The following is a 21,474-nucleotide window of genomic DNA, read 5'->3' on the forward strand; positions in this document are numbered from 1 at the left end:
CTTTCCAAGGTGAGAGGTAGAGATCGGCCAGCGCGTTTTCGAGCATCCGGCAACGCAGGTCCGTCCCCATGCCGCCGGGGTGTCGAGCACCCTCACGAACGCGGAACGCCGTGATGCCGGGCGGCGAGATAGGCATGGATCTGCGCGACGACGGCCGCTCCCTCTCCGACGGCGGCAGCGACGCGCTTGGTCGAGCCGGCCCTGACGTCCCCGATCGCGAAGACGCCTGCGCGGTCGGTTTCGAGGGGCTGGACAACCCGCGACCCTGATCCTGCCGGAGCAGCCCCGGTGACGACGAAGCCACCCTTGTCCACGGCGACGCAGCCGGCAAGCCATTCAGCATTCGGGTCCGCGCCGACGAACAGAAAGACGTGATGCAGCGCGCGCCGGCAGGTCTCGCCCGTCGCGCGGTTCAGCAAGACCGCTCCGCTGAGCCCCGTTGTCTTGTCGCCCTCCAGAGCCGTGATTTCCGTCCCGGTGTGAATCTCGACATTGGGCAGCGCGGCGATGCGATCGATCAGATAACGCGACATCGAGGCCTCCAGCCCCTTGCCACGGATGATCAGGTGCAGCCGCTTCACCTTGGGGGCCAGGAACACGACCGCCTGCCCGGCCGAATTGCCGCCGCCCACCAGTGCGACCTCCTCGCCCTGGCAAAGCCTGGCCTCGACGGGCGAGGCCCAGTAGGACACGCCCGAGCCTTCGAAGGTCGCGAGATTGGCGATGTCGGGACGGCGATAGCGGGCGCCCGAAGCGATCACGACGGTGGTCGCCTGCATGGTCTGTCCGTCGGACAGGGCAAGCCGCAGGGGATCGCCACCGGACGCAGCGTCGGCTTCGCAGTCGAGCCGCGTCACCTCCAGCGGTATAGCCAGCTCCGCACCGAACTTCAGGGCCTGCGTCGAGGCACGGCCGGCCAGCGCCTGGCCCGAGATACCGGTCGGGAAGCCGAGATAGTTCTCGATCCGTGCCGACGCCCCCGCCTGCCCTCCGGTCGCCCGCTGGTCCAGCACCAGAACGCTCAGGCCCTCGGACGCGGCATAGACTGCCGTGGCAAGACCAGCCGGGCCGGCTCCGACCACCGCGACGTCATAGACCTTGCCCGGGTCGAGGTCCGGCATGAGGCCCAGACAGAGACCGGCCTCCGCATTGGTCGGGTGCTTCAACACCGTTCCCGTCGGGCAGACCATGAGCGGCAGGTCGTCGGGCTGGATGCCGAGCCGCTCGACGAGGGCGCGACCTTCCTCGTCCTTGCTCGCATCCAGCGTCGTATAGGGATAGCCGTTGCGCCCCAAAAAGCCCTGCAGCCGCACGAGCCCGCTTTCGCCTGGACGCCCGACCAGAACGGAGCCGGCGGCACCGCCCTCGATCAGCCCGACACGGCGCAGGATCAGCGCCCGCATGATGATCTCGCCGAGATCGGCGGAGCCGATGATCAGCGCGCGCAGATGCGCCGCGTCGAGCGGAACAGCGAGACAACCCTCGGGGCCGGCACGGCCGGCCGCGAGCGAACCCCGTCCGGCAAGCTGGCTGACCTCGCCGCTGAACTGGCCCGCGGAATGGACGGTGATCGGCTCCTCATGGCCGAGCCCGTCCCGCCGCACGACCGCGATCGAGCCGTCCAGCACGAGCCAGGCCGACGCATTGCGCTCGCCGACATCGTAGACGAGCTCCCCGCTTGCGAAGCGACGCTCGGGACCGCTGGCGAAGCGCCGGGCCGTGGCGACCTGACCCGCATCGAGCACGGGAAATATCTGGTGGCGACGGCTGTCGATGAGGCTCATATCCAAACTGCTGCTTTATCCGCGATGATCGAAAGGCCATTGTTCCGTGCCGGCCGGCCGGATGCAAACGGCATCCCCGACCAGGATCGTCGTAGCGAGCGGGCTCAGCCGAACGAAGCTTCCAGCATCGCGGCATAATCGGCGGCGCTGGCCGCGCGCGGGTTGGTCGCGCTGGAATGATCCTGCACGGCGGCTTCGGCGATGGCGGGGATGACGTCGCGCGGCACTCCCATCGCGGAGAGGCTGTTGGGCATGTCCAGGCGTGCGACCAGGCCGGCGATCCAGTCGGCGAGGTCGGTATCGGCCGCCAATCCGAGCGTGCGGCGAATCTCGGCGTATTTGACTTCGGCTCCGGGCGCATTGAAGCGCAGCACGGCCGGCAGCAGCACCGCGTTCAAGGTGCCGTGATGCAGCGAGACCTGCTTCAGCCCGCCGAGTGGGTGCGACAGCGCATGCACGGCGCCGAGCCCCTTCTGGAAGGTCAGCCCTCCCTGCAGGGCCGCCATCATCATCTCCTTGCGGGCTTCGCGATCGCCGCCGTCCTTCACCGCACGTTCGATGAAGGCTGCGGCGCGCTTGAGCCCGTCGAGCGCGATCGCCTCGGCGGGCGGGTTCTCGCGCGGGCTGAGATAGGTCTCGATGCAGTGGGTGACCGCATCCATCCCCGTCGCGGCGGTGAGCCAGGCTGGCAGGCCCAGCGTCAGCTCGGGGTCGCAGATCGCCAGGCGCGGGATCAGATGCGGCGAGATGAAGCCGAGCTTGCGGCCGTCCCTGAGTGTGATCAGCGCGGCGCGGCCGACCTCGCTGCCGGTGCCCGAGGTCGTGGGCACGGCGATGACCGGCGCGACGGCCGCCGTCACCCTGGGGATGCCGCCCAGGATCGCGGCATAGGTTTCGAGCGGCCCGGCATGGGTCGCGAGCAAAGCGACGCCCTTGGCGAGATCGATCGGCGAGCCCCCGCCGATCGCGACGAGGCCGTCGCAAGCGTGTTGGCGATACAGAATGAGCGCGGCCTCGACAGCCTCCTCGGTCGGATTGGTCGGCGTCGCGTCGAAGACGGGCGCCGCCTGCAGGGTCGCGGACTGCGCCTGCACCCCCGCGATCAGCCCGACCGCGACGACGCCCTTGTCGGCGATGATCAGCGGCCTTTTGATGCCGAGTCCGGCGAGATCGGCCTCGATGCCGGCGATCTCGCCGAAGCCGAACTTCACGGTGGTCAGATAGGTCATCAGGGCCATGGCGCATCCTCCTTCGATCGGCGGCCACGTCCTGCCCATCACCGGACGCTGACGCATCCCCGGTCATGGACGTGCTGGCCTTACCTGCCGTCTGGCATTGCCATGCGGTTCGGACGCCGTCCACTCGCGCAATCCCTGGCGACGGCAAGGCCGGCGCATAGACCCCTTGGCAAACGGCAGATGAGGGCATATACCCGCAATTATGAAAATCGCCTGCTACTCCGCCATGCTCCGTTCTGCCGCCCGGCGGCTGACGGCGGGCTATGACGAAATGCTGGCGCCGCTCGGGATCAACACCGCGCAATACAGCCTGCTGCGAACGATCTCGCGGAATGAGCCGGTGACGCTGACCGAGATCGGCCGGCGCCTGGAACTCGATCGCTCGACCGTCGGGCGCAATGTCCGCGTGGTCGAACGGCTCGGGCTGGTGAAGCTCGGCCGGGGCGAAGACCAGCGCGAGGCCAACGTTACACTGACCGAGGCCGGCCATACGGTACTCGCCGAGGCGGTGCCGCTCTGGCAGACCGAACAGGCTGCCTTCGAGACCCGCCTTGGAACGGACACCGCCCAAGCCCTGCGCGAAACCCTAAGCCGGATCTAATCTCTTTAACGTGATGCGGGCATCTACCCGCAACAGGACGCCGTCATGACAGCATCGACCGATACCCCCTCCCCCTCGTCATCCGCGGTCAGGCTGCTGGCGCGTCGCGGCGTCCATTACGGCTGGGTCATCGCCGCCGTCACCTTCCTGACCATGCTGGTGACGGCCGGCGCGGTCGGGGCACCCGGCGTGCTGATCGCGCCGCTGCAGCGCGAATTCGGCTGGGCGACAGCCGACATCTCCTCGGCCCTGGCCGTCCGGCTGATGCTGTTTGGATTGATGGGGCCGTTCGCGGCCGCCTTCATGAACCGTTTCGGCGTCCGCAGGGTCGCGAGCGTTGCGCTTGCCCTGATCGCCGCCGGCATCCTCGGCTCCTTTTTCATGACCAAGCTCTGGCACCTCGTCCTGCTATGGGGCATCGTCGTCGGCCTGGGCACGGGCCTGACCGCGATGGTGCTCGGCGCCACCGTCGCGACGCGCTGGTTTGCGCAGCGCCGTGGCCTCGTGCTGGGGCTGCTGACCGCGAGCACCGCGACGGGGCAGCTCGTCTTCCTGCCTCTGCTGGCGAGCCTGACCGAGAGCGTCGGCTGGCGGCAGGCCTTGATCCTCGTCCTCGTCATGCTGGTCGTCGCCTTCGTCGCCGTTCTGGCGCTGATGCGCGACCGTCCGTCCGATATCGGGCTCGCCCCCTACGGCACCGACACGATCGTGCCGGCTCCGGCCCAGGTCGCCGGCTTCGGCGCGATGCTGATGTCGCCGCTGGTCGCGCTCAGGGAAGCCTCGCGCACCCACACCTTCTGGGTTCTGTTCGGGACCTTCTTCGTCTGCGGCGCCAGCACCAATGGCCTCGTCCAAACGCATTTCATCTCGCTCTGCGGCGATTACGGCATGGCGGCGACGACCGCGGCAGGCGTTTTGGCGATCATCGGCATCTTCGACTTCGCCGGAACGGTCGGCTCCGGTTGGCTTTCCGACCGCTACGACAGCCGCTGGCTGCTGTTCTGGTATTACGGGCTGCGCGGCCTTTCGCTGCTTTATCTGCCTTTCACCGATTTCACCTTCTATGGCCTGTCGCTCTTTGCCGTCTTCTACGGGCTGGACTGGGTCGCGACCGTGCCGCCGACGATCAAGATCGCGGCCGATCGTTTCGGCGACAAGGCCAACCTCGTCTTCGGCTGGATCTTCGCCGGGCACCAGCTCGGCGCCGCCTTCGCCGCCTATGGCGCCGGCTTCAGCCGGACCGTCTATGAAAGCTACCTGCCGGCCTTCTTCATCGCCGGCGCGCTCTGTCTGTTCGCCTCGGCCGCGGTCGTGACCTTGCGCGGCACAGCGATGCCCCGTCTCAAGACGGCCTGACAGGACCGAACCGGGGATCAGCCGGCCGCGCAGGCCTCGGCATGGGGCAGGCTGGAGCGACGCTGGATCAGGTCGTCCCTGGCGAAGAGTTCGGCAAGCCAGTCGACGAAGACGCGGACCTTGTTGCTGAGATGGCGATTGGGCGGATAGACGATGTGCAGGGGCTTGGGCGCCGAGCACCAGCCCGTCAGCAGCGGCACGAGCCTGCCGGCTGCGATATGCTCCTGCGCCATGAAGGTCGGCACCTGGATGACGCCGAGGCCCGCCAGCGCGGCGGCGACATAGCCCATCCCCTCGTTCAGCGAGACGATATACTCGCCCTGGACCTCGACCGTCTCCTTGTCGTTGACATAGGTATAGGGCATCGCGCGGCTGGTGCCGGCGAGCCGATACCCGACGACGGTATGGCCGGTCTCGAGGTCTTTGGGGTGCTGCGGGATACCATGATGCGCGAGATAGTCGGGCGTCGCGCAGGTGAGCAGGTACATTTCCCCGATGCGCCGCGCGATCAGGCTCTGGTCCTGAATCTCGCCGGCCCGGATGGCGCAGTCGAGATTCTCGGCCAACAGATCGGCCGGCCGGTCGCTCAGGCCGAGATCGATCTGGATTTCGGGATAGCGCGCATGGAACGCCGGCAGGGCCGGAATGATGACCGCCATGGCCAGCGATGTGCTGCAATCGACGCGAAGCCTGCCGCCCGGCCGCGCCTGCGACAGCGCCATGCTTGAATCGAGCTCGTCGACATCATTCAGGACGCGCAGCGCCCGCTCGTAATAGGCCGCGCCGTCCATCGTCACCGTCACGCGCCGCGTCGTGCGGTTCAAAAGCTTGGCGCGCAGATGCGCCTCGAGCTGCTGGATCTGCTTCGTCACCGTCGGCTTGGGCACGTCGAGCAGGTCCGCGGCGCGGGTGAATGTTCCCGCCTCGACCACCCTGACGAAGGCCCGCATCGCGCTGAGCTGATCCATCTCCGCCTCCTCACAGACCCGTCATTGTTTCCCTGCAGAAATAATGAATGAGCAAACAAGTCATTTATTGCCGAGACATGATCACTTAAATCACGCTGCAACGCAACACAAATGGTCGCTCCAAATGTCTCCCGCCGTCCATCCGCAACCTCGTATCCGGCGCGCCGTCTTCTGGCGTCAGGAGACGATTGCCGCAGGATCGGACCAACTCGCCACCAGACTCTATGCCCCGGCCGAGATTCATCCCGATGCCGGGCTCGTCCTGCATCTCCATGGCGGCGCCTTCAGCAGCGGCTCGCTCGGTGAGGGCGAGGCGGTGGCGACCGCGCTGGCCGAGGCCGGCGCCGTCGTCGTCTCGCTCGATTATCCGCTGGCGCCTGATCACCGCTTTCCCGAAGCGCTGGAAGCCGCCTATGCCGCACTGCGCACCCTCGACAAGAGCCGCGCCCGCTTCGTGTCGAAGCACGCGCCGCTTTATGTGGCGGGCGAGGAGGCCGGCGGCAACCTCGCCGCCGCGCTCGCCATGATGGCGCGCGACCGGCGCGGTCCCGCGCTCGCCGGCCAGATCCTGTTCTCACCCATGCTCGATGCCTGCCTCGGCACCTATTCGCTGCGGGCGGCAGAGGCCGGCCCTGTGGGCTGCCGCTGGGCCGATGGCTGGGCCGACTATCTCGGCACGCCCGACAAGGCCGCCCATCCTTACGCCGCCCCACTGAATGCGTCCCGGCTGGCCGGCCTCGCGCCGGCCCTTCTGATCTCGTCGCAGGACGATCCTCTGCGCGACGAGGCGGCCGATTATGCTCGGCGCCTGCAGGAAGCGGGTGTGACCGTCCGCCACCATGTGCAGACTGGCCCGACGCAATGGCCCGATGCCTATGCGGGAGCGCCTGTCGAGGGCTCCTGCCTCTGCAAGGCCTGCAACCATGTCATCGAGTTCTATGCCCTGACCGCACCGCCCTGACCGGCGCCGACCCACACCGAACCTCTATCTCCAGCAAGGAATGAACCCATGATTCAGGGAACGAACCGTCGTGGCCTTTTGGGCGGGCTTGCCGCCAGCGTCTCGCTCGCGGCCATCATCACCTTCACTGTCGCCGGCAACCGCGCCCAGGGCGAAGCGACCCCTGCCGCACCGCCAGCGACGCCTGTCTCGGTCGCCACTGTCGAGCAGCGCGATCTCGTCGCCTGGGCCGAATTCTCCGGCCGCCTGGAGGCGATCGAGCGCGTCGAACTGCGCTCGCGCGTCTCCGGCGTGGTCGAGGCCGTGCACTTTCGCGAGGGCAGCCTGGTCAAGCAGGGCGACCTGCTGATCAGCATCGACCAGGCACCCTATCTCGCCGAATTTGAGCGGACGCAGGCGCAGGTCGTCGCCGCCGAAGCACGCGTCGCCTTGGCAGCGGGCGAAAACGAGCGCGGCCAGCAGCTGATGGCGAGCCGCAACGTCTCGCAGCGCGACCTCGACACGCGCTACAACGCGCTGCGCGAGGCGCAGGCCAATCTGCGCGCCGCCGAGGCTGCGCAGCGGACGGCGAGGCTCAACCTCGACTACACCCAGATCCGCGCGCCGATCGGCGGCCGAATCGGCCGGCTCGACGTCACCATCGGCAATCTCGTCGCGGCCGGCGCCGGCGCACCGGTGATGACGACGCTGCTTTCGGTCGATCCGATCTACGCCGCCTTCAATGCCGACGAGCGCACCGTACTCGACGCGCTGGCCTCCCTGCCGCAGAACGACCGCTCGCTCGAACAGATTCCGGTCAAGATCGCGACAGCGACCAGCGAGGGTGCGACCTTCACCGGCAGGCTGCGCTTCGTCGACAACGGCATCGATGCCGCCAGCGGCACGGTGCGGGTCCGCGCCATCGTGGACAATCCCGGCGGCAGGCTGATGCCCGGCCAGTTCGTCAGGGTCCAGATGGGCCAGGCTCGCGCCGAGCCGGCACTCGTGATCAACGAACGCGCCGTCGGCACCGACCAGGACAAGAAATTCGTCTTCGTCGTTGGCGCCGACAACAAGGCGACCTATCGCCAGGTCACGCTCGGCGCCTCGAATGACGGCCTCCGGATCGTCACCGGCGGTCTGACCCAGGGCGAGCGCATCGTCGTCAACGGCCTGCAGCGCATCCGTCCCGGCGCGACCGTCGCGCCCGAATCCGTGCCGATGGCGGAGAAGTCCGAGCTGCGCGGGCGCAACGCCAAGACCGAGATCGCCCAGCGCTAGGACGATCACCACAGGAAACGCCGTCATCCCGGCCGAAGCTGCGCAGCAGCGCAGAGCCGGGATCCATGTCTGAACCGTTCCGGCATGGATCCCGGGTCTCCCTTCGGTCGCCCGGGATGACGGCACGTTTCGTCACAAAAACATCCGCTCCAAAGGGGGGCGTGCCATGAACCTGTCCAAATTCTTCATCGACCGGCCGATCTTCGCCGGCGTCCTCTCCGTCCTGATCCTGCTCGCGGGCCTGATCTCGCTGCGCATCCTGCCGATCTCGGAATATCCCGAGGTCGTGCCGCCCTCCGTCGTCGTGCGGGCGCAATATCCCGGCGCCAATCCCCGGGTCATCGCCGAGACTGTGGCGACGCCGATCGAGGAGCAGATCAACGGCGTCGAGAACATGCTCTACATGTCGAGCCAGGCGACGACCGACGGCGTCATGACGCTGACCGTCACCTTCAAGCTCGGCACCGACGCCGACAAGGCGCAGCAGCTCGTCCAGAACCGCGTCAGCCAGGCCGAGCCGCGCCTGCCCGAGGAGGTCCGCCGTCTCGGCGTGACCACGATCAAGTCATCGCCCGATCTGATGCTCGTCGTGCACATCACCTCGCCCAGCAACCGCTACGACATGACCTATCTGCGCAATTACGCCGTCCTGAACGTCAAGGACCGGCTGGCGCGCATCGACGGCGTCGGCCAGGTCCAGCTCTTCGGCTCGGGCGATTATTCGCTGCGCGTCTGGCTCGACCCGCAGAAGGTCGCCGAGCACGGCCTGTCGCCTGCGGATGTCGTGCGCGAGATCCGCGCCCAGAACGTCCAGGCTGCGGCCGGCGTCGTCGGCGCTTCGCCCAGCGCGGCGGGCCTTGACCTGCAGCTCTCCGTCAACGCGCAAGGACGCCTCCAGAACGAGGAGGAGTTCGGCGAGATCATCGTCAAGACAAGCCCGTCTGGCGCCGTGACGCGGCTGCGCGACATCGCCCGCATCGAACTCGGCGCGGCCGATTATGCCTTGCGTTCGCTGCTGGACAATAAGCCCGCCGTCGCCGTGCCCGTCTTCCAGGCGCCGGGCTCGAACGCCATCACCATCGCCGACCAGGTCCGCACCACGATGGAGGAGATCAAGCAGAACATGCCCGAGGGCGTGGACTACTCGATCGTCTACGACACCACGCAGTTCGTGCGCGCCTCGATCAAGGCCGTCATCACCACACTGCTGGAGGCGATCGCGCTCGTCGTGCTCGTCGTCATCGTCTTCCTGCAGACCTGGCGCGCCTCGATCATCCCGCTCGTTGCCGTCCCGGTCTCGGTCGTCGGCACCTTCGCGGTGATGCATCTCTTCGGCTTCTCGATCAATGCGCTCAGCCTCTTCGGCCTCGTGCTCGCCATCGGCATCGTCGTCGACGACGCCATCGTCGTGGTCGAGAACGTCGAGCGCAACATCGAGCAGGGTCTGGAGCCGCGCGAGGCGACCTACAAGGCGATGCGCGAGGTCTCCGGCCCGATCATCGCGATCGCACTCGTGCTGGTGGCGGTGTTCGTGCCGCTCGCCTTCATCAGCGGCCTGACCGGCCAGTTCTACCGCCAGTTCGCGCTCACCATCGCGATCTCAACCGTGATCTCGGCGGTGAACTCGCTGACGCTCTCGCCGGCGCTGGCAGCCCTGCTGCTGCGCTCGCACCACGCGCCCAAGGACGCGCTGACGCGGTTCATGGACGCAACGCTCGGCTGGTTCTTCCGCGGCTTCAACCGCTTCTTCAACCGCTCGTCGCAGGCTTATGGCAACGGCGTGCGCCGCATCCTCTCGCGCAAGGCGGTGATGATGGCGGTCTATCTGGTGCTGGTCGGCCTCACCGCCGTGCTCTTCCGCACGGTGCCGGGCGGCTTCGTGCCCGGACAGGACAAGCAGTACCTCGTCGGCTTCGCGCAGCTGCCCGACGCCGCCACGCTCGACCGCACAGAGGACGTCATCCGCAAGATGGGCGAGATCGCCCTGAAGCATCCCGGCGTCCAGAGCGCGGTCGCCTTCCCCGGCCTCTCGATCAACGGCTTCACCAACTCCTCGAATGCCGGCATCGTCTTCGTGACGCTGAAGCCATTCGAGGAGCGCAAGGACCCGTCCTTGGGCGGAGCCGCGATCGCGATGCAGCTCAACGGCCAGTTCGCCTCGATCAAGGAGGCCTTCATCGCGATGTTCCCGCCGCCGCCCGTCCAGGGTCTCGGCACCATCGGCGGCTTCAAGCTGCAGATCGAGGACCGCGCCGGCCTCGGCTACAAGGCGCTCGACGAAGCGACCAAGGCCTTCATGGCCAAGGCCGCGACCGCGCCCGAGATCGCCGGCATGTTCTCGAGCTTCCAGGTCAATGTTCCGCAGCTCTATGCCGATATCGACCGCACCAAGGCGCGCCAGCTCGGCGTCGCAGTGACGGACGTCTTCGACACGCTGCAGATCTATCTGGGCTCGTCCTATGTCAACGACTTCAACAAGTTCGGCCGGACCTACACCGTCCGCGCCCAGGCCGACGCTGCCTTCCGCGCCTATCCGGAGCAGATCGGCAAGCTGCGCGTACGCTCGTCCTCGGGCGAGATGGTGCCGCTCAGCGCCGTGCTGAACGTGCGTGCCGATGCCGGCCCGGAACGGGCGATGCGTTATAACGGCTTCCTGGCGTCCGACATCAACGCCGGCCCCGCCCCGGGCTACTCGTCGGGACAAGCCCAGGCGGCGGTCGAGCGTATCGCGGCCGAAACCCTGCCCAAGGGCTTCGCCTTCGAGTGGACCGAGCTGACCTATCAGGAGATCCTCGCCGGCAACTCAGCCATGCTGGTCTTCCCGATCGCCATCCTGCTCGTCTTCCTCGTGCTCGCGGCGCAGTATGAAAGCCTGACCCTGCCGATCGCAATCATCATGATCATCCCGATGGGCCTGCTCGCCGCCATGACGGGCGTCTGGCTGACGGCCGGCGACAACAACGTCTTCACCCAGATCGGTCTGGTGGTGCTGGTGGGATTGTCGGCCAAGAACGCGATCTTGATCGTCGAATTCGCCCGCGAACTCGAATTCGAGGGCAAGACGCCGGTCCAGGCCGCGATCGAGGCCAGCCGCCTGCGTCTGCGTCCGATCCTGATGACCTCGCTCGCCTTCATCATGGGCGTGGTCCCGCTGGTCGTGTCCACAGGCGCAGGTGCGGAAATGCGCCACGCCATGGGCGTCGCGGTCTTTGCCGGCATGATCGGCGTCACCGCCTTCGGCATCTTCCTGACGCCGGTCTTCTACGTCCTGATGCGGGCGCTGACCGGCAACCGGCCGCTCCGGACGATCGCGGCCGAGGAACCGGTTGCCCACCCGCAGCCGAAGGCGGCTTGATCGGCGAAACATCGACGGCGGCCCGACGGGGCCGCCGTTTTCTTTTGACAAAACTCCCACTCTCAATGCGCGTGGCGCGCTCCGCCCGGCAGGTTGATCACCGCCTTGATAGGGAGATGGTCGGAGGCGATGCGCGACAATGGCGTGTCGTGCAGTTCCACCCGCGCAATGCTGTCGGCCGGATAGGCCACGATCCGGTCGAGCGCCCAGAGCGGGAAACGGGCCGGGAAGCTGGGAATCGCAGCCTGCAGCGGCCCGAACTTCGGCGCGAGCCCATGCAGCGACGATTTCTTGCCCAGGCGCCATTCGTTGAGATCTCCCATCAGGAAGATCGGCCGGCCATCGGTCGGCTTCGATGCATTGATCAGCACCTCCACCTGCCGCGAGCGCGAGCGCCGCAGCAACCCCAGATGCGCGGCGACGATGCGGATACTGGTATTGCCGATCGTCAGGTCGACGATCAGCGCGCCGCGCGGCTCGACGCCGGGCAGGACGAGCTGCCGGCTGGCCGTGACGATGCCGTTGCGGAACAGCACGACATTGCCGTGCCAGCCATGGCCCTGCCATGGGCTCTGCACCGGCACGGGCTGCAAGCCCGTCCGGCGCTGCAGCAGCGCCAGATCCAGCAGTCCCGCTTTGTCGCCGAAGCGCTGGTCGGCCTCCTGCAGGGCGATGACGTCGGCCCCGATCTGCTCGATCACCCCGACGATACGTTCCGGATCGAAGCGCCGGTCGCGCCCGACCGCCTTGTGGATGTTGTAGGAGGCGATCAGCAGATCACCGGCAGCCGGCGGCCGCCCCGACCGCGTATCGACCGAATGGTCCCTGCTCCAGCTCGAAATCTGCGGTGGACGCAGCCGCCGGGAGCGGCGCAGGTCGCGAGGGTCGGCATCGTGCATCAACACAGTCCCAGAGGCTTCAGGCGGCGGCAGGCGGGGTCCGCCTTGATCAATGCCCGAACGATGTAACGGTTCGTGTAAGGTCGAACGAATGTGCCCTGCATGAGTTGTGCCGGGGATAGGTTGCGGCGGTTATTGGAATGCCTGTCATCGAAATTCTGGTCGTCGGCCTGGTTGTCACGGCCCTCGCTGCGCTGGCGGCGTTTTCCTCCTACGGACGCTTCGCCCGGCGCGCAGAGGCAAGGCCGTCCCATGCCTTGCCGGTCTGTGACGATGCGACGCCGCTGGATCGCGCCATCGCCCCTCTTCTGCATGAGAAGGACGGTCGGTCGGGCCTATTGCTGCTCGCCGAAAACCTGCAGGCCTTCGAGATGCGCGTGCTGGCCGCCCGCACGGCGGGCCGCAGTCTCGACCTGCAATATTATTACTGGCTCGAGGACCTGACCGGGGATCTCCTCGCAAGGGAGGTCGTCGCAGCTGCCGATCGCGGCGTGCGGGTTCGGCTGCTGATCGACGACATCAACACGCGCGGCAATGATTCGGCCTATCTCAGGCTGGACAGCCATCGCAACATCGAGGTCCGGCTGTTCAACCCCAGTCGCAACCGCTCCAGCGGCCTGCGGCGCGGACTCGAGCTCGCGCTGCGCGCCTTCCGCACGACGCGGCGGATGCACAACAAGGCCTGGATCGCCGACGGGCGGCTTGCCATCGTCGGCGGCCGGAACATCGGCGATGCCTATTTCGATGCATCCCACGCGATGAATTTCCACGACATGGACCTGCTCTTCGTCGGCGCCGCCCTGCCGGCGACGCAGACCATCTTCGACGATTTCTGGAACAGCGCCGCTGCGATCCCGATCAACGCGCTGAGCCGGCCGATCGCGCGCCGGCTGCGGCACAAGCCTGTCGGGCCGTCGGTGCCTCCACGGCCCGAGGTTGCCGATCTCTATCGGCAGCGCCTTGTCGCGATGAAGGCCCCTGCTGAACTCGCCGCCCTGGTCGGACGCCTCGATTGGGTCTCCGACGTCGAGGTCGTCTCGGATCACCCTGAGAAGGCGATGGCGATAGCCGGAGCCAGTCGTCTCGCCACCACGATCTACCGGACGATCGCGGCCGCCCGCAGCGAACTCAGCATCGTCTCGCCCTACTTCATTCCCGGCGAGAGAGGCGTGGCGGCGCTGCGGCGGCTTACGGCCCGCGGCGCAAAGGTCCAGGTCCTGACGAATTCCCTGGCCGCCACCGATGTCATCGCCGTGCACGGCGCCTATGCCTCGTACCGCAAGAGCCTGCTGCGAAGCGGCATAAGTTTGTTCGAGCTACGCCCGATCGCCCTGCGCGAGGGCGCGTCCCTGTTCGGCTCGCGCGGCGCAAGCCTGCACGCGAAGGCCTTCACGATCGATCGCCGCACAGGCTTCATCGGGTCGTTCAACTTCGACCCGAGATCGGCCTCGCTCAACACGGAAATGGGCGTGTTCTTTTCGGACCCGGGCCTCGTCGATCAGGTCCGGGCCGTCATCCTGCGACAGACGGCTGCCGCGAACGCCTGGCAGCTTAGCGTGGCGGACGATCGCATCGTCTGGAGCGGCGACCCGGAAGCGAGCCAGCCGAACCATGCCGAACCGGACGCGAGTCCGGGACGGCGGCTGGCGGCCTTCGCCATCCGCCTCCTGCCGATCGAGTCGCAGCTATGACCCGGACCTGTCGGGCGCAAAGGCTCAGGCCGTCTCTTTCGCCTTCGCGCCACGCTTGGGCTTGGCCGGAACCGGAACTGCGGCAGCCTTGCGGCCGAGGCCCATCGACTTGGCCAGGGCCGAACGTGCTTCGGCGTAGGCGGGCGCAACCATCGGGTAATCGGCCGGCAGGCCCCATTTGGTGCGGTACTGCTCCGGCGTCATGTTGAACTTGCTGCTCAAATGACGCTTCAGCGATTTGAACGACTTACCGTCTTCGAGGCAGATGATGGCGTCGGCGGTCACCGACTTCCGGATCGACACGGCGGGAACGAGCGGTGCGGCAGGCGCTGGCGCAGGCGCCTCGCCGAGCCCACCCAAGGTAGCATATGTGCTTGCGATCAACCCGGCGAGGTCTCCGCGCGCGACATTATTATTCGCGACATAGGCAGAAACAATCATCGCCGAGAGATCGAGCAGTTCTTCGTTATTGCCGGACATTTGCGTTCCTAGTGTTTGGACATTCATCGGGGGTATCAGTGCAAAAACGCAACCTGTACCTCGCATTCATGATGACATGACTAACCTTGTCAGCCCCTATATCGCAAGTACTTTCCTGACGGTGATCATGGTTGCCCTGATGATCCCGACTCGCTGATCCCGCCTCCTCGCGCACACCCCGGCACGATACCGCTCGCGGTCACTAGGAAATCCGGCGGCAAACGAAGCCGGCAACGTTCAAACGGCCCTCAACCGGTCCGGAAACGCACAAAAGGCGCCGCCCTCCTGCGAGGGCGGCGCCTTCCGAAAGCCGTCTCAGCGCGTCGAAACCTTGTTGACGATGACCCGGTTGCCGGTGAAGGTCACCTGGCCGTTCAGGCCGACCAGCTCCATCATCAGGCGGAAATTGCGGGTCAGGCGGGCCGAATCGGACGAGGTGCTGTAGAAGAAGTCGGCCGAACTGTCGCTCATCGTCACCGTCCGGTGAGTGCGGTAGCAGCCCCAGCGCACGAACTCGCTCTCGATGCGGCTGATCTCGGAGGGCGTGAAGTCGCGCAGCCGGATCTCGAAATCGGTCGGCAGGTTGGCGCAGCCATCGGCATTGGCCACTGCAAGCGGCGCGCTGCCGCCATCATCCTTGCCGCCGCCCGCACCCGCCACCGATGACTGGCGCGAGAAGCCCTCGAGCTTCTGGGCGATCGCCGCACCCAGATCGGTCGCCATGACGCGGGAATGCGCACCGACTGTCTCGAGCAGGCATTCGGCGCCGCAGGGGTTGGGCAGAGCCGGCAGCTGGAACCCGCCGACTTCGAAGGCCGCGATGAACTGGCCGGTGCGGACATTGAGCACGCGGCCGGCGATGCGTATCTCGGGGAAACGGATGTCGACCGTATTGGCCCGGCGCGCCGAGGCATAGATCTGATAGACGACCATCGCGTCGACCGGCGTCGAGACGGCACGCGCGATCTCGATCAGTTCGGCGTCGCGGCGGCGGACGCGGTCGGTCCTGGTGATGCCGAGAGCCAGGCTCGTCTCGTCATAGACCTGGAAGCCGCGCGTATTGAGATATTCCGAGAGCTGCAGCTGGACCCGGTTGAAGATTCGGTTGTTGCGCGGGACGGTGTCGGGATCGGCATCGTCGGACATGACGAGCAGGTTGATGCGCGAATTGGCCGACTGGGCGAAGGCTCCCTGCGCGGCCGACAGCAGCAGCGCGAGAGCCAGAAAGAGATGTTTGACGATGGACATGACGAGGCCCCCTGGAGCCGATGGTTGAAATGTGAGGACAGACGAATGGGCGGACATCAGCCCGTGACCGCGATGACTTCGACGCGACGATTGACCGGAGAAGCCGGATCGCGCGGGTTGCGCAGCATGTCGGGGCCGAAGCCGTGGGCCTGGAGGCGGCTGGAGGCGATGTCGCCTTCTGAGACAAGCCAATTCCGGACGGCATCGGCGCGTGCTGCCGACAATTCGACATTGTAGTCGTAACCGCCGACCGAGTTGGTATGGCCCGCGATCAGAAAGGTCTCGTTTGCAAGGATCGGATCGCGCAGAGCGTCGGCCAGCCGCATCAGCGACTGCTGGGCGCCGGCGCGCAGGGCGGTCGAATCGTTGGCGAAGAACACCGTGATCTCGACGCGGCGGCTGAGATCGATCTCGATCTCGCGACCGCGAGTTCTGACCCTGCGGGTGACGGCGACCGAGCGCCCGCCGCCCTGCCGGCGATCATGGGGCGCGAGTGAGCGCAGGATGCTTGTCGCCGCCTGATCGGTCTGCGCCTGCGACTGCGTTGCCGCCATCAGAGGCAGCGTGACGAAAAGGCCGCCCAGCGTCCGCCGAGTCATTCCGCGTTCGGATAAGTCGATCTTCTTGTCTTTCACGTCGATGATCATGTCAGCTCCCCCGCTTATGCCCGTATCTCATGAGATGATTACTTCGACAATAACGGGATGAGTCAAAAAACCCTTGTCGAAGCATTGCTTCCGGGTCGGCCTTGTCGTGCTCAGCGACGTTTTCGCACGGACGATGATTCGGGCTGGATTCACCGCCGCCGGGGCAGAGTAGTGCGGATATAAAGAGAGCTCCGTGATGCCTGCGAAAACCCGTCAGACCAGCCCAAATCATGCGTACCTTCTTCGTGCAAAGGCATGAGCCCATGAGCGTTCGCGTCGAACTTCTCCACACCGTCTCGGATCGCGTCGCTGCCAATCGGCGGGCGACCATCCCGGCTTTGGCCGCCGCCGCCGTCGTCTTCGGCCTGGCCCTGTCGGCTGCCTTCGCGCAGGCGCAGACCGCGCCCTCGTTCCCGCCGCCGTCCGATTTCCTCGACACCCAGCCGGCCAAGCCCGAGGCCAGGGCTGTCGAAAGCCAGCGCCGGCTGCGTCTCGAATTTCCGGCGCGCACCGTTTCGCTGAACATCCCGGACGCGGCTCTCACGCCGACCATCGCGGCGACGGTCGGCTTCGCCGCCGGCTCGTCCGAATTGACGGCCGAGACGCGCAGCGGCCTCGACGCCCTGCGCGTACTGCTACGGCGCGACGTTCCAAACGCGAAAGCCTTCGCCATTCTGGTTTCGGGAAGCAACGAAGCCTTGGCCCACCGCCGGGCAAAGGCCCTGCGCGCCGACTGGATCGCGCGCGGCGTGTTCACGTCGGAGCGGTTGGTCGCAGCCGCCCTCGTTTCGAATGGGACTGCCGGCGATGACGGACGCGTCCGTGTCGAGATCGTGACGCTCGATCCCGCCCGCTGCGGCGATTGCGGCGAGACCACATTGCGCGCCATCGCGCTCGACAGCGGCGCGGCCAGGCTGGTGCGTGCCACGACCGACGAGATCGCCACCGCGAAAGCGGGCGCGCCTTCCTCCATCTCGGACATCGTCAGCGCGCCCTTGCCGCCCCCCCGTCCCGCCCGGACGGAGGCGGAAGACGACGAGGTGCCGGCCCCGCGCGCCAAGCGCTCGAACCGCCTGGCTGCTGAAGCGCAGCCCGCCCGCCGCACGGCAAACCTGGCCTATGCGCCTGCCGGTCCGGTTGGCTCATGGAACCGCGGAGACGACGGTGCCTGCCGGCGTCCCAGCATCGTCATCGACGACTACTGGCGCGGCGGCCCGATCATCAACTGTCGCGGCGGTTTCCGGCCGCGCTGACGGGAGAGGTCGCGCAATCCCACCCGTCGACAGAGGCGGACCGGGTTGTTACGCTGTTTTGACAGGGAGATCGCCGCGACGACACGGGCGCCAGACGGCGCACGGGGATCGCTGCGGTCTCGGGGGGGCGGTTGCGGGCACGCGAATATGGATTGGGGTATTGACCCGGCACGGGTCGCGGAGATCAGCCAGGTCGCATCGTCGCGCCGATTTTCCGCGCGGGACACCGAGAAATTCATTCTGGCGATCACGGGCGGCGGCTCCGAGAATGCGGACATGCCGCTCTGGGACATGTTGCAGGTGCTGTTCGCGCTCGGAGCGTTGACGGCGGGCCGCGGCATGGGTCCGCGCGATGCCGCGATCGCCTGTATGCTCGACGAGACCGGGATGCTGCTTCGGCCGCTGCGGCAGGAGCGCCCCGTCGCGGTAACGCTCGCCGGCGTCGCGGTCGAGTCCTCCGCGACCGAACTCACCCTGGCGATGGGACCGGGCAAGACTCGCACCTTCTCCTGGAATCGAATCCGGCGCGGCCTCGGCCTTGCCGATTTCCTGTTCGCCGCCGAGGCGCCGGGCAAAACGGAAAGCGGCCTCGTCGCCTTGCGCGGCGCGCTCGACATCGTCTTTTCCGATTCGGATTTCGGCGACGACTGCCTGAAGCGCGCGGTGCAGGAGCCGGCCCGCTTCATGCGCGCCTGGCGCCGGCAGCATCTGCCGCTGCTCGCCTTCGCCGACATGATCCGGCAGCGCGAGGCCTATCTTCACGAGCAGGGCCGGCGCGATCGCGGCCGCGAATTCGATCCCGACGATCTGATGTCGTTCTGGAGCTTCGCTTTGCAGAACGGCGAGACCTGGAGTTTCGCGCGCTTTGCCGAGCGCTTCTGTGCCTTGCTGCGCGAGGAGCGCGCCGGCGTCGGCCGCCGCGACATGCTCGCGCCGGTCGCGATCGAGACCCTGATGGGTAACCAGCCCTCGGAGAATCCCGAGGAGGCGCTGATCGCCTGGCTCGATCATCAGGCCGCGCTCGGCGATGACGACGAGATCGACATCGGCGAGGACGACGAGCCGCCGGAAGACGAAGATGAGCAGGATGAGGACGGCCTGCGCGAGCGCGTCTCGCTGGCATTGTCGCGCTTGCCGGCCGAGCCGAAATTCCTCAACAAGGAGGAACGCGAGGCGGTCGGGCGGGCGCTGGCGCTGCTGCCGATCGCCCATGAGCAGCCGCTGACATTGGTGCGGTCGCGTGCGGTCGCGCCCTGGGAGAACCGTCTCGTCGAGGCGACAAGGCGCGCCGTCGGCTCGCTGCGCGGCGATGTCGACCAGAGCATGGAGCCGTTCGACTATCCCGGCATCGGCGAGGGTCTCGCGGCCCTGTGCCGGCGCTTCGACGAATTGCTGCTGATCGGCTGGGCGCTCGGCGCGATCAAGGGCACGGCCAACGACGCGGTCGCGGCCGAGGGACCCAAACTGCTCAAGCGCTGGCGCCACGACCGCGCCAGCTTTCGGATGGAGGATGCGAAACTCGCCCTGATCTTCGCAAGGCATGAGAGCGGGTTGAGGACGGTCGCGGGTGCATTGCACCGGATCGTCCGTCAGCAGAGGCGTTTGCGTGAAACGACGGACCTCGCCGCACAGGCCGAACGCGATGCGTCGCGTTTCGGGGCTGTCTTCGCAGTGCGCTATCTCGGACGGATGAAACGCCAATGACAGATTTCGCTCAGAAAGGTCCGGCCGAGGACGATCCGCGCATCGGCCGCGCCATCGCAAGGCTCGTTCTGGCCGAGATGGCGACGCTCGAACCCGAGGCGGCGGCTCCGGCCGTATCGCGGGCCGACCTCTGGGCCCATGCGCGGCGCGAGCCCGGCGCTCCGGTGAATTTCGCCGCCGAGCGCGTCATCCGCACGAACCCGGACGCCGGCAGGCTCTATCGCCGCCTGCTGTCGCTGCAGGCGGTGGCGCTGAGCGAGATGGCGGCGGCCGCCTATGACAGCAGCGCCACCCATCGCCGCATCGGCAGCTTCGAGCTCGACGTCGTCGAGGAGGACGACGCGCCTCCGGCCCTGATCATCCAGATGCTTCCCGGTGCCGCCGCAGCCCCGACGCTGATCGAGGTGGTCTCGATCGAGGGCGTCGTTCGGCTGCCGCTGCCGGCCCCTGTCGATGGACATATCGTCATGGACCTGCCCCGTCAGGACGCCGAGCGTGACCTGCTGCGATTGATGCTCGCCAACCCGCTCGCGGGCGTTTATCTGCTGTAGCGCTGTAGGGGGCGGTACTGCGTCAGCCCGTCGCCGACGGCGGATGAAACGGCGGAGCCGGTCGAGAGAGAAGATGGCGTCAACCGATCAGAGCGTCCGGCGTGCCGGTATCTTCGTCGTCGTGCCGACGACCGACCAGCCCATCGTCCTCAAGAAACTGGCCTGGTCGGCGCGCGTGCCGATCTCGCGCGTCGTGCTCGTGACTGAAAGCTCCGAGGTCTGCGAACCCTGGAGCACGCAATACGGCAACATGCTGCGTCCCGGCGAGCCGCTGCGCACGATCTTGGGACTGCCCGACGGGGGCAGCTACCGCCTCGCGGCTTCGGCCGCTATCGACCAGGGCAAGAGCTGGATGGTCCCGATCACGGCCGCCCATTGCGCACTGGCGCAGGGCGAGGCGATCACCCACAAGGCGGCCGAGGCACGGCTGCTGATCTGGGGCACGGGCGCGATCGACATCTCCGTCGCGGACACCGCCTCGGAAGCCCGCATCGTCGCGCAGGAATACCACCTCACCACCAAGATCGACCGCTCGCGCCATTTCTTCGCCGAGGCCGCCCATGCCGGTACGCCGGTGCTGGCCCTGATCCCGCAGGGCGAGGAGGCGGAGCGCGCCGCCGGCATCATGGCAAAAGTGCTCGGCAGCCAGCCGCACCATGTCGCGATCGTCTCCTCCCTTGCCGACATTACCGCACCGATCGAGCTCTATCTGCGCAGCGGCGTCTTCGTGCCGGTCGTCGTGACCCCGCCCGAGCCGTCCAGGGCGCTCGAACCCTTCGTGCCCCCGCCCAAGGCGGAGGCTCCAGGAACGGACGCTTCGAAAGCCGCGCCCGAGCCGGTGCCGGCAGCAGCCGCAGCAGATTCCTCGGCCCAGACCAGCGCGCGCCGATCGGTTCTTGGCGAGCAGAGCAAATCCAGCCTGTCCGTCCCGCTCGTGCTGACGGTGGCGGTCGTGCTGATGGGCGCTGCCACCGCCGCCGTGACACTGATGCGCGATCCGACGCCGCCAGCGGCTCCGGCTCCGGTCGCAGCCGCCGTTACACAACCTCCGACGGCCTCACAACAGCCCGTAACGACGACGACGGCCCAGCCCGTCCCGACATCTCCGCCACCGGCTGCCGCCGGACCGGCATTGGCGCGGCTCGTGACGCTGTCGCCGCCGACCGGCAGCAGCTGCGATGCGCAAGTCTATGAAATGCGGCCGCGCTTCGTCGAGACGGCGATCGACGTGCCCGACGCGCCCGACGCCGTCACGATCGACGCGCAGGAGATCTGCGGCGTGGCGATCACGCCGCTGGGCGCAAGCAAGGTGCGCTTCCAGACCGGCACCGGCAGCGCCGGCGTGCCCTCGCAGTCGAGCCCCACACGGATCATCTTCAACCCAGCCGGCACACGCGGTTCGCGGGCGGCCCTGCCAACGATCCAGATCGACGAGCCCAAGGCACTTCGAATCGAGATCAAGCGACGCTGAGGCGCCG

General features: G+C 67.2%; 17 protein-coding genes. 10 read left to right on the forward strand and 7 right to left on the reverse strand.

Annotation, left to right across the window (positions count from 1 at the left end):
- Window positions 1–92: 92 nt before the first annotated feature.
- Together AXW83_RS17015 and AXW83_RS17020 are read right to left on the reverse strand one after the other, a co-directional pair.
- Window positions 93–1,784 (reverse strand): FAD-dependent oxidoreductase, encoded by a 1,692-nt coding sequence (locus tag AXW83_RS17015; RefSeq protein WP_066615324.1) that lies wholly within the window; start codon window positions 1,782–1,784, stop codon window positions 93–95.
- A gap of 104 nt (window positions 1,785–1,888) precedes the next feature.
- Window positions 1,889–3,022 carry an iron-containing alcohol dehydrogenase gene (locus AXW83_RS17020; protein WP_066615327.1) on the reverse strand — a complete coding sequence of 378 codons (1,134 nt, stop codon included), beginning with the start codon at window positions 3,020–3,022 and terminating at the stop codon, window positions 1,889–1,891.
- Between the two features lie 226 nt (window positions 3,023–3,248).
- Between AXW83_RS17020 and AXW83_RS17025 the strand changes: the two genes are divergently transcribed.
- Window positions 3,249–3,623, forward strand: a complete 375-nt coding sequence (locus AXW83_RS17025) for a MarR family winged helix-turn-helix transcriptional regulator (protein WP_236841700.1) — start codon at window positions 3,249–3,251, stop codon at window positions 3,621–3,623.
- Between the two features lie 45 nt (window positions 3,624–3,668).
- A complete protein-coding gene (locus AXW83_RS17030) occupies window positions 3,669–4,979 on the forward strand; it encodes an MFS transporter (RefSeq protein WP_066615332.1) in 1,311 nt (436 codons plus the stop codon).
- Window positions 4,980–4,996: 17 nt separating this feature from the next.
- Here the strand turns inward: AXW83_RS17030 and AXW83_RS17035 are convergent, their stop codons facing one another.
- Window positions 4,997–5,947 (reverse strand): LysR family transcriptional regulator, encoded by a 951-nt coding sequence (locus AXW83_RS17035; RefSeq protein ID WP_066615337.1) that lies wholly within the window; start codon window positions 5,945–5,947, stop codon window positions 4,997–4,999.
- Between the two features lie 124 nt (window positions 5,948–6,071).
- Between AXW83_RS17035 and AXW83_RS17040 the strand changes: the two genes are divergently transcribed.
- From AXW83_RS17040 to AXW83_RS17050, 3 genes are all read left to right on the forward strand, one after another.
- Window positions 6,072–6,908: an alpha/beta hydrolase fold domain-containing protein gene (locus tag AXW83_RS17040; protein ID WP_066615341.1), complete on the forward strand. Its 837-nt coding sequence runs from the start codon at window positions 6,072–6,074 to the stop codon at window positions 6,906–6,908.
- Window positions 6,909–6,956: 48 nt separating this feature from the next.
- Entirely contained in the window at window positions 6,957–8,168 is a 1,212-nt protein-coding gene (locus AXW83_RS17045) for an efflux RND transporter periplasmic adaptor subunit (RefSeq protein ID WP_066615344.1), read from the forward strand.
- Between the two features lie 166 nt (window positions 8,169–8,334).
- Window positions 8,335–11,523, forward strand: a complete 3,189-nt coding sequence (locus AXW83_RS17050; protein ID WP_066615347.1) for an efflux RND transporter permease subunit — start codon at window positions 8,335–8,337, stop codon at window positions 11,521–11,523.
- A 62-nt stretch (window positions 11,524–11,585) separates the two neighbouring features.
- Here AXW83_RS17050 and AXW83_RS17055 read toward each other — a convergent pair whose 3' ends face one another.
- A complete protein-coding gene (locus AXW83_RS17055) occupies window positions 11,586–12,422 on the reverse strand; it encodes an endonuclease/exonuclease/phosphatase family protein (protein WP_066615349.1) in 837 nt (278 codons plus the stop codon).
- A 140-nt stretch (window positions 12,423–12,562) separates the two neighbouring features.
- On the opposite strand from AXW83_RS17055, the gene AXW83_RS17060 reads away from it, so the two are divergent.
- Complete coding sequence (locus AXW83_RS17060; RefSeq protein WP_066615350.1) at window positions 12,563–14,113, forward strand: phospholipase D family protein; 1,551 nt, start codon at window positions 12,563–12,565, stop codon at window positions 14,111–14,113.
- Between the two features lie 24 nt (window positions 14,114–14,137).
- On the opposite strand, the gene AXW83_RS17065 is transcribed toward AXW83_RS17060, so the two are convergent.
- From AXW83_RS17065 to AXW83_RS17075, 3 genes are all read right to left on the reverse strand, one after another.
- Complete coding sequence (locus AXW83_RS17065; protein WP_066615353.1) at window positions 14,138–14,593, reverse strand: Ros/MucR family transcriptional regulator; 456 nt, start codon at window positions 14,591–14,593, stop codon at window positions 14,138–14,140.
- Window positions 14,594–14,908: 315 nt separating this feature from the next.
- On the reverse strand, window positions 14,909–15,841 hold the full coding sequence (locus AXW83_RS17070) for a hypothetical protein (RefSeq protein ID WP_066615356.1): 933 nt from the start codon (window positions 15,839–15,841) through the stop codon (window positions 14,909–14,911).
- A 56-nt stretch (window positions 15,842–15,897) separates the two neighbouring features.
- Window positions 15,898–16,488 carry an OmpA family protein gene (locus AXW83_RS17075; RefSeq protein WP_066615360.1) on the reverse strand — a complete coding sequence of 197 codons (591 nt, stop codon included), beginning with the start codon at window positions 16,486–16,488 and terminating at the stop codon, window positions 15,898–15,900.
- A 263-nt stretch (window positions 16,489–16,751) separates the two neighbouring features.
- On the opposite strand from AXW83_RS17075, the gene AXW83_RS17080 reads away from it, so the two are divergent.
- The 4 genes from AXW83_RS17080 to AXW83_RS17095 all read left to right on the forward strand — a co-directional run bounded on the left by AXW83_RS17080 (window position 16,752) and on the right by AXW83_RS17095 (window position 21,467).
- The gene (locus tag AXW83_RS17080) at window positions 16,752–17,741 is read left to right on the forward strand and encodes an OmpA family protein (protein WP_156640152.1); all 990 of its coding nucleotides are present in this window, start codon (window positions 16,752–16,754) and stop codon (window positions 17,739–17,741) included.
- Between the two features lie 147 nt (window positions 17,742–17,888).
- The gene (locus AXW83_RS17085) at window positions 17,889–19,445 is read left to right on the forward strand and encodes a hypothetical protein (RefSeq protein ID WP_066615366.1); all 1,557 of its coding nucleotides are present in this window, start codon (window positions 17,889–17,891) and stop codon (window positions 19,443–19,445) included.
- On the forward strand, window positions 19,442–19,996 hold the full coding sequence (locus AXW83_RS17090) for a hypothetical protein (protein ID WP_066615367.1): 555 nt from the start codon (window positions 19,442–19,444) through the stop codon (window positions 19,994–19,996). The genes AXW83_RS17085 and AXW83_RS17090 overlap by 4 nt, the downstream gene beginning before the upstream one ends.
- A 73-nt stretch (window positions 19,997–20,069) precedes the next feature.
- Complete coding sequence (locus AXW83_RS17095; protein WP_066615368.1) at window positions 20,070–21,467, forward strand: hypothetical protein; 1,398 nt, start codon at window positions 20,070–20,072, stop codon at window positions 21,465–21,467.
- Window positions 21,468–21,474 lie beyond the last annotated feature (7 nt).

Origin of the sequence: Bosea sp. PAMC 26642 (genome assembly GCF_001562255.1) — a bacterium.
Classification (GTDB): domain Bacteria; phylum Pseudomonadota; class Alphaproteobacteria; order Rhizobiales; family Beijerinckiaceae; genus Allobosea.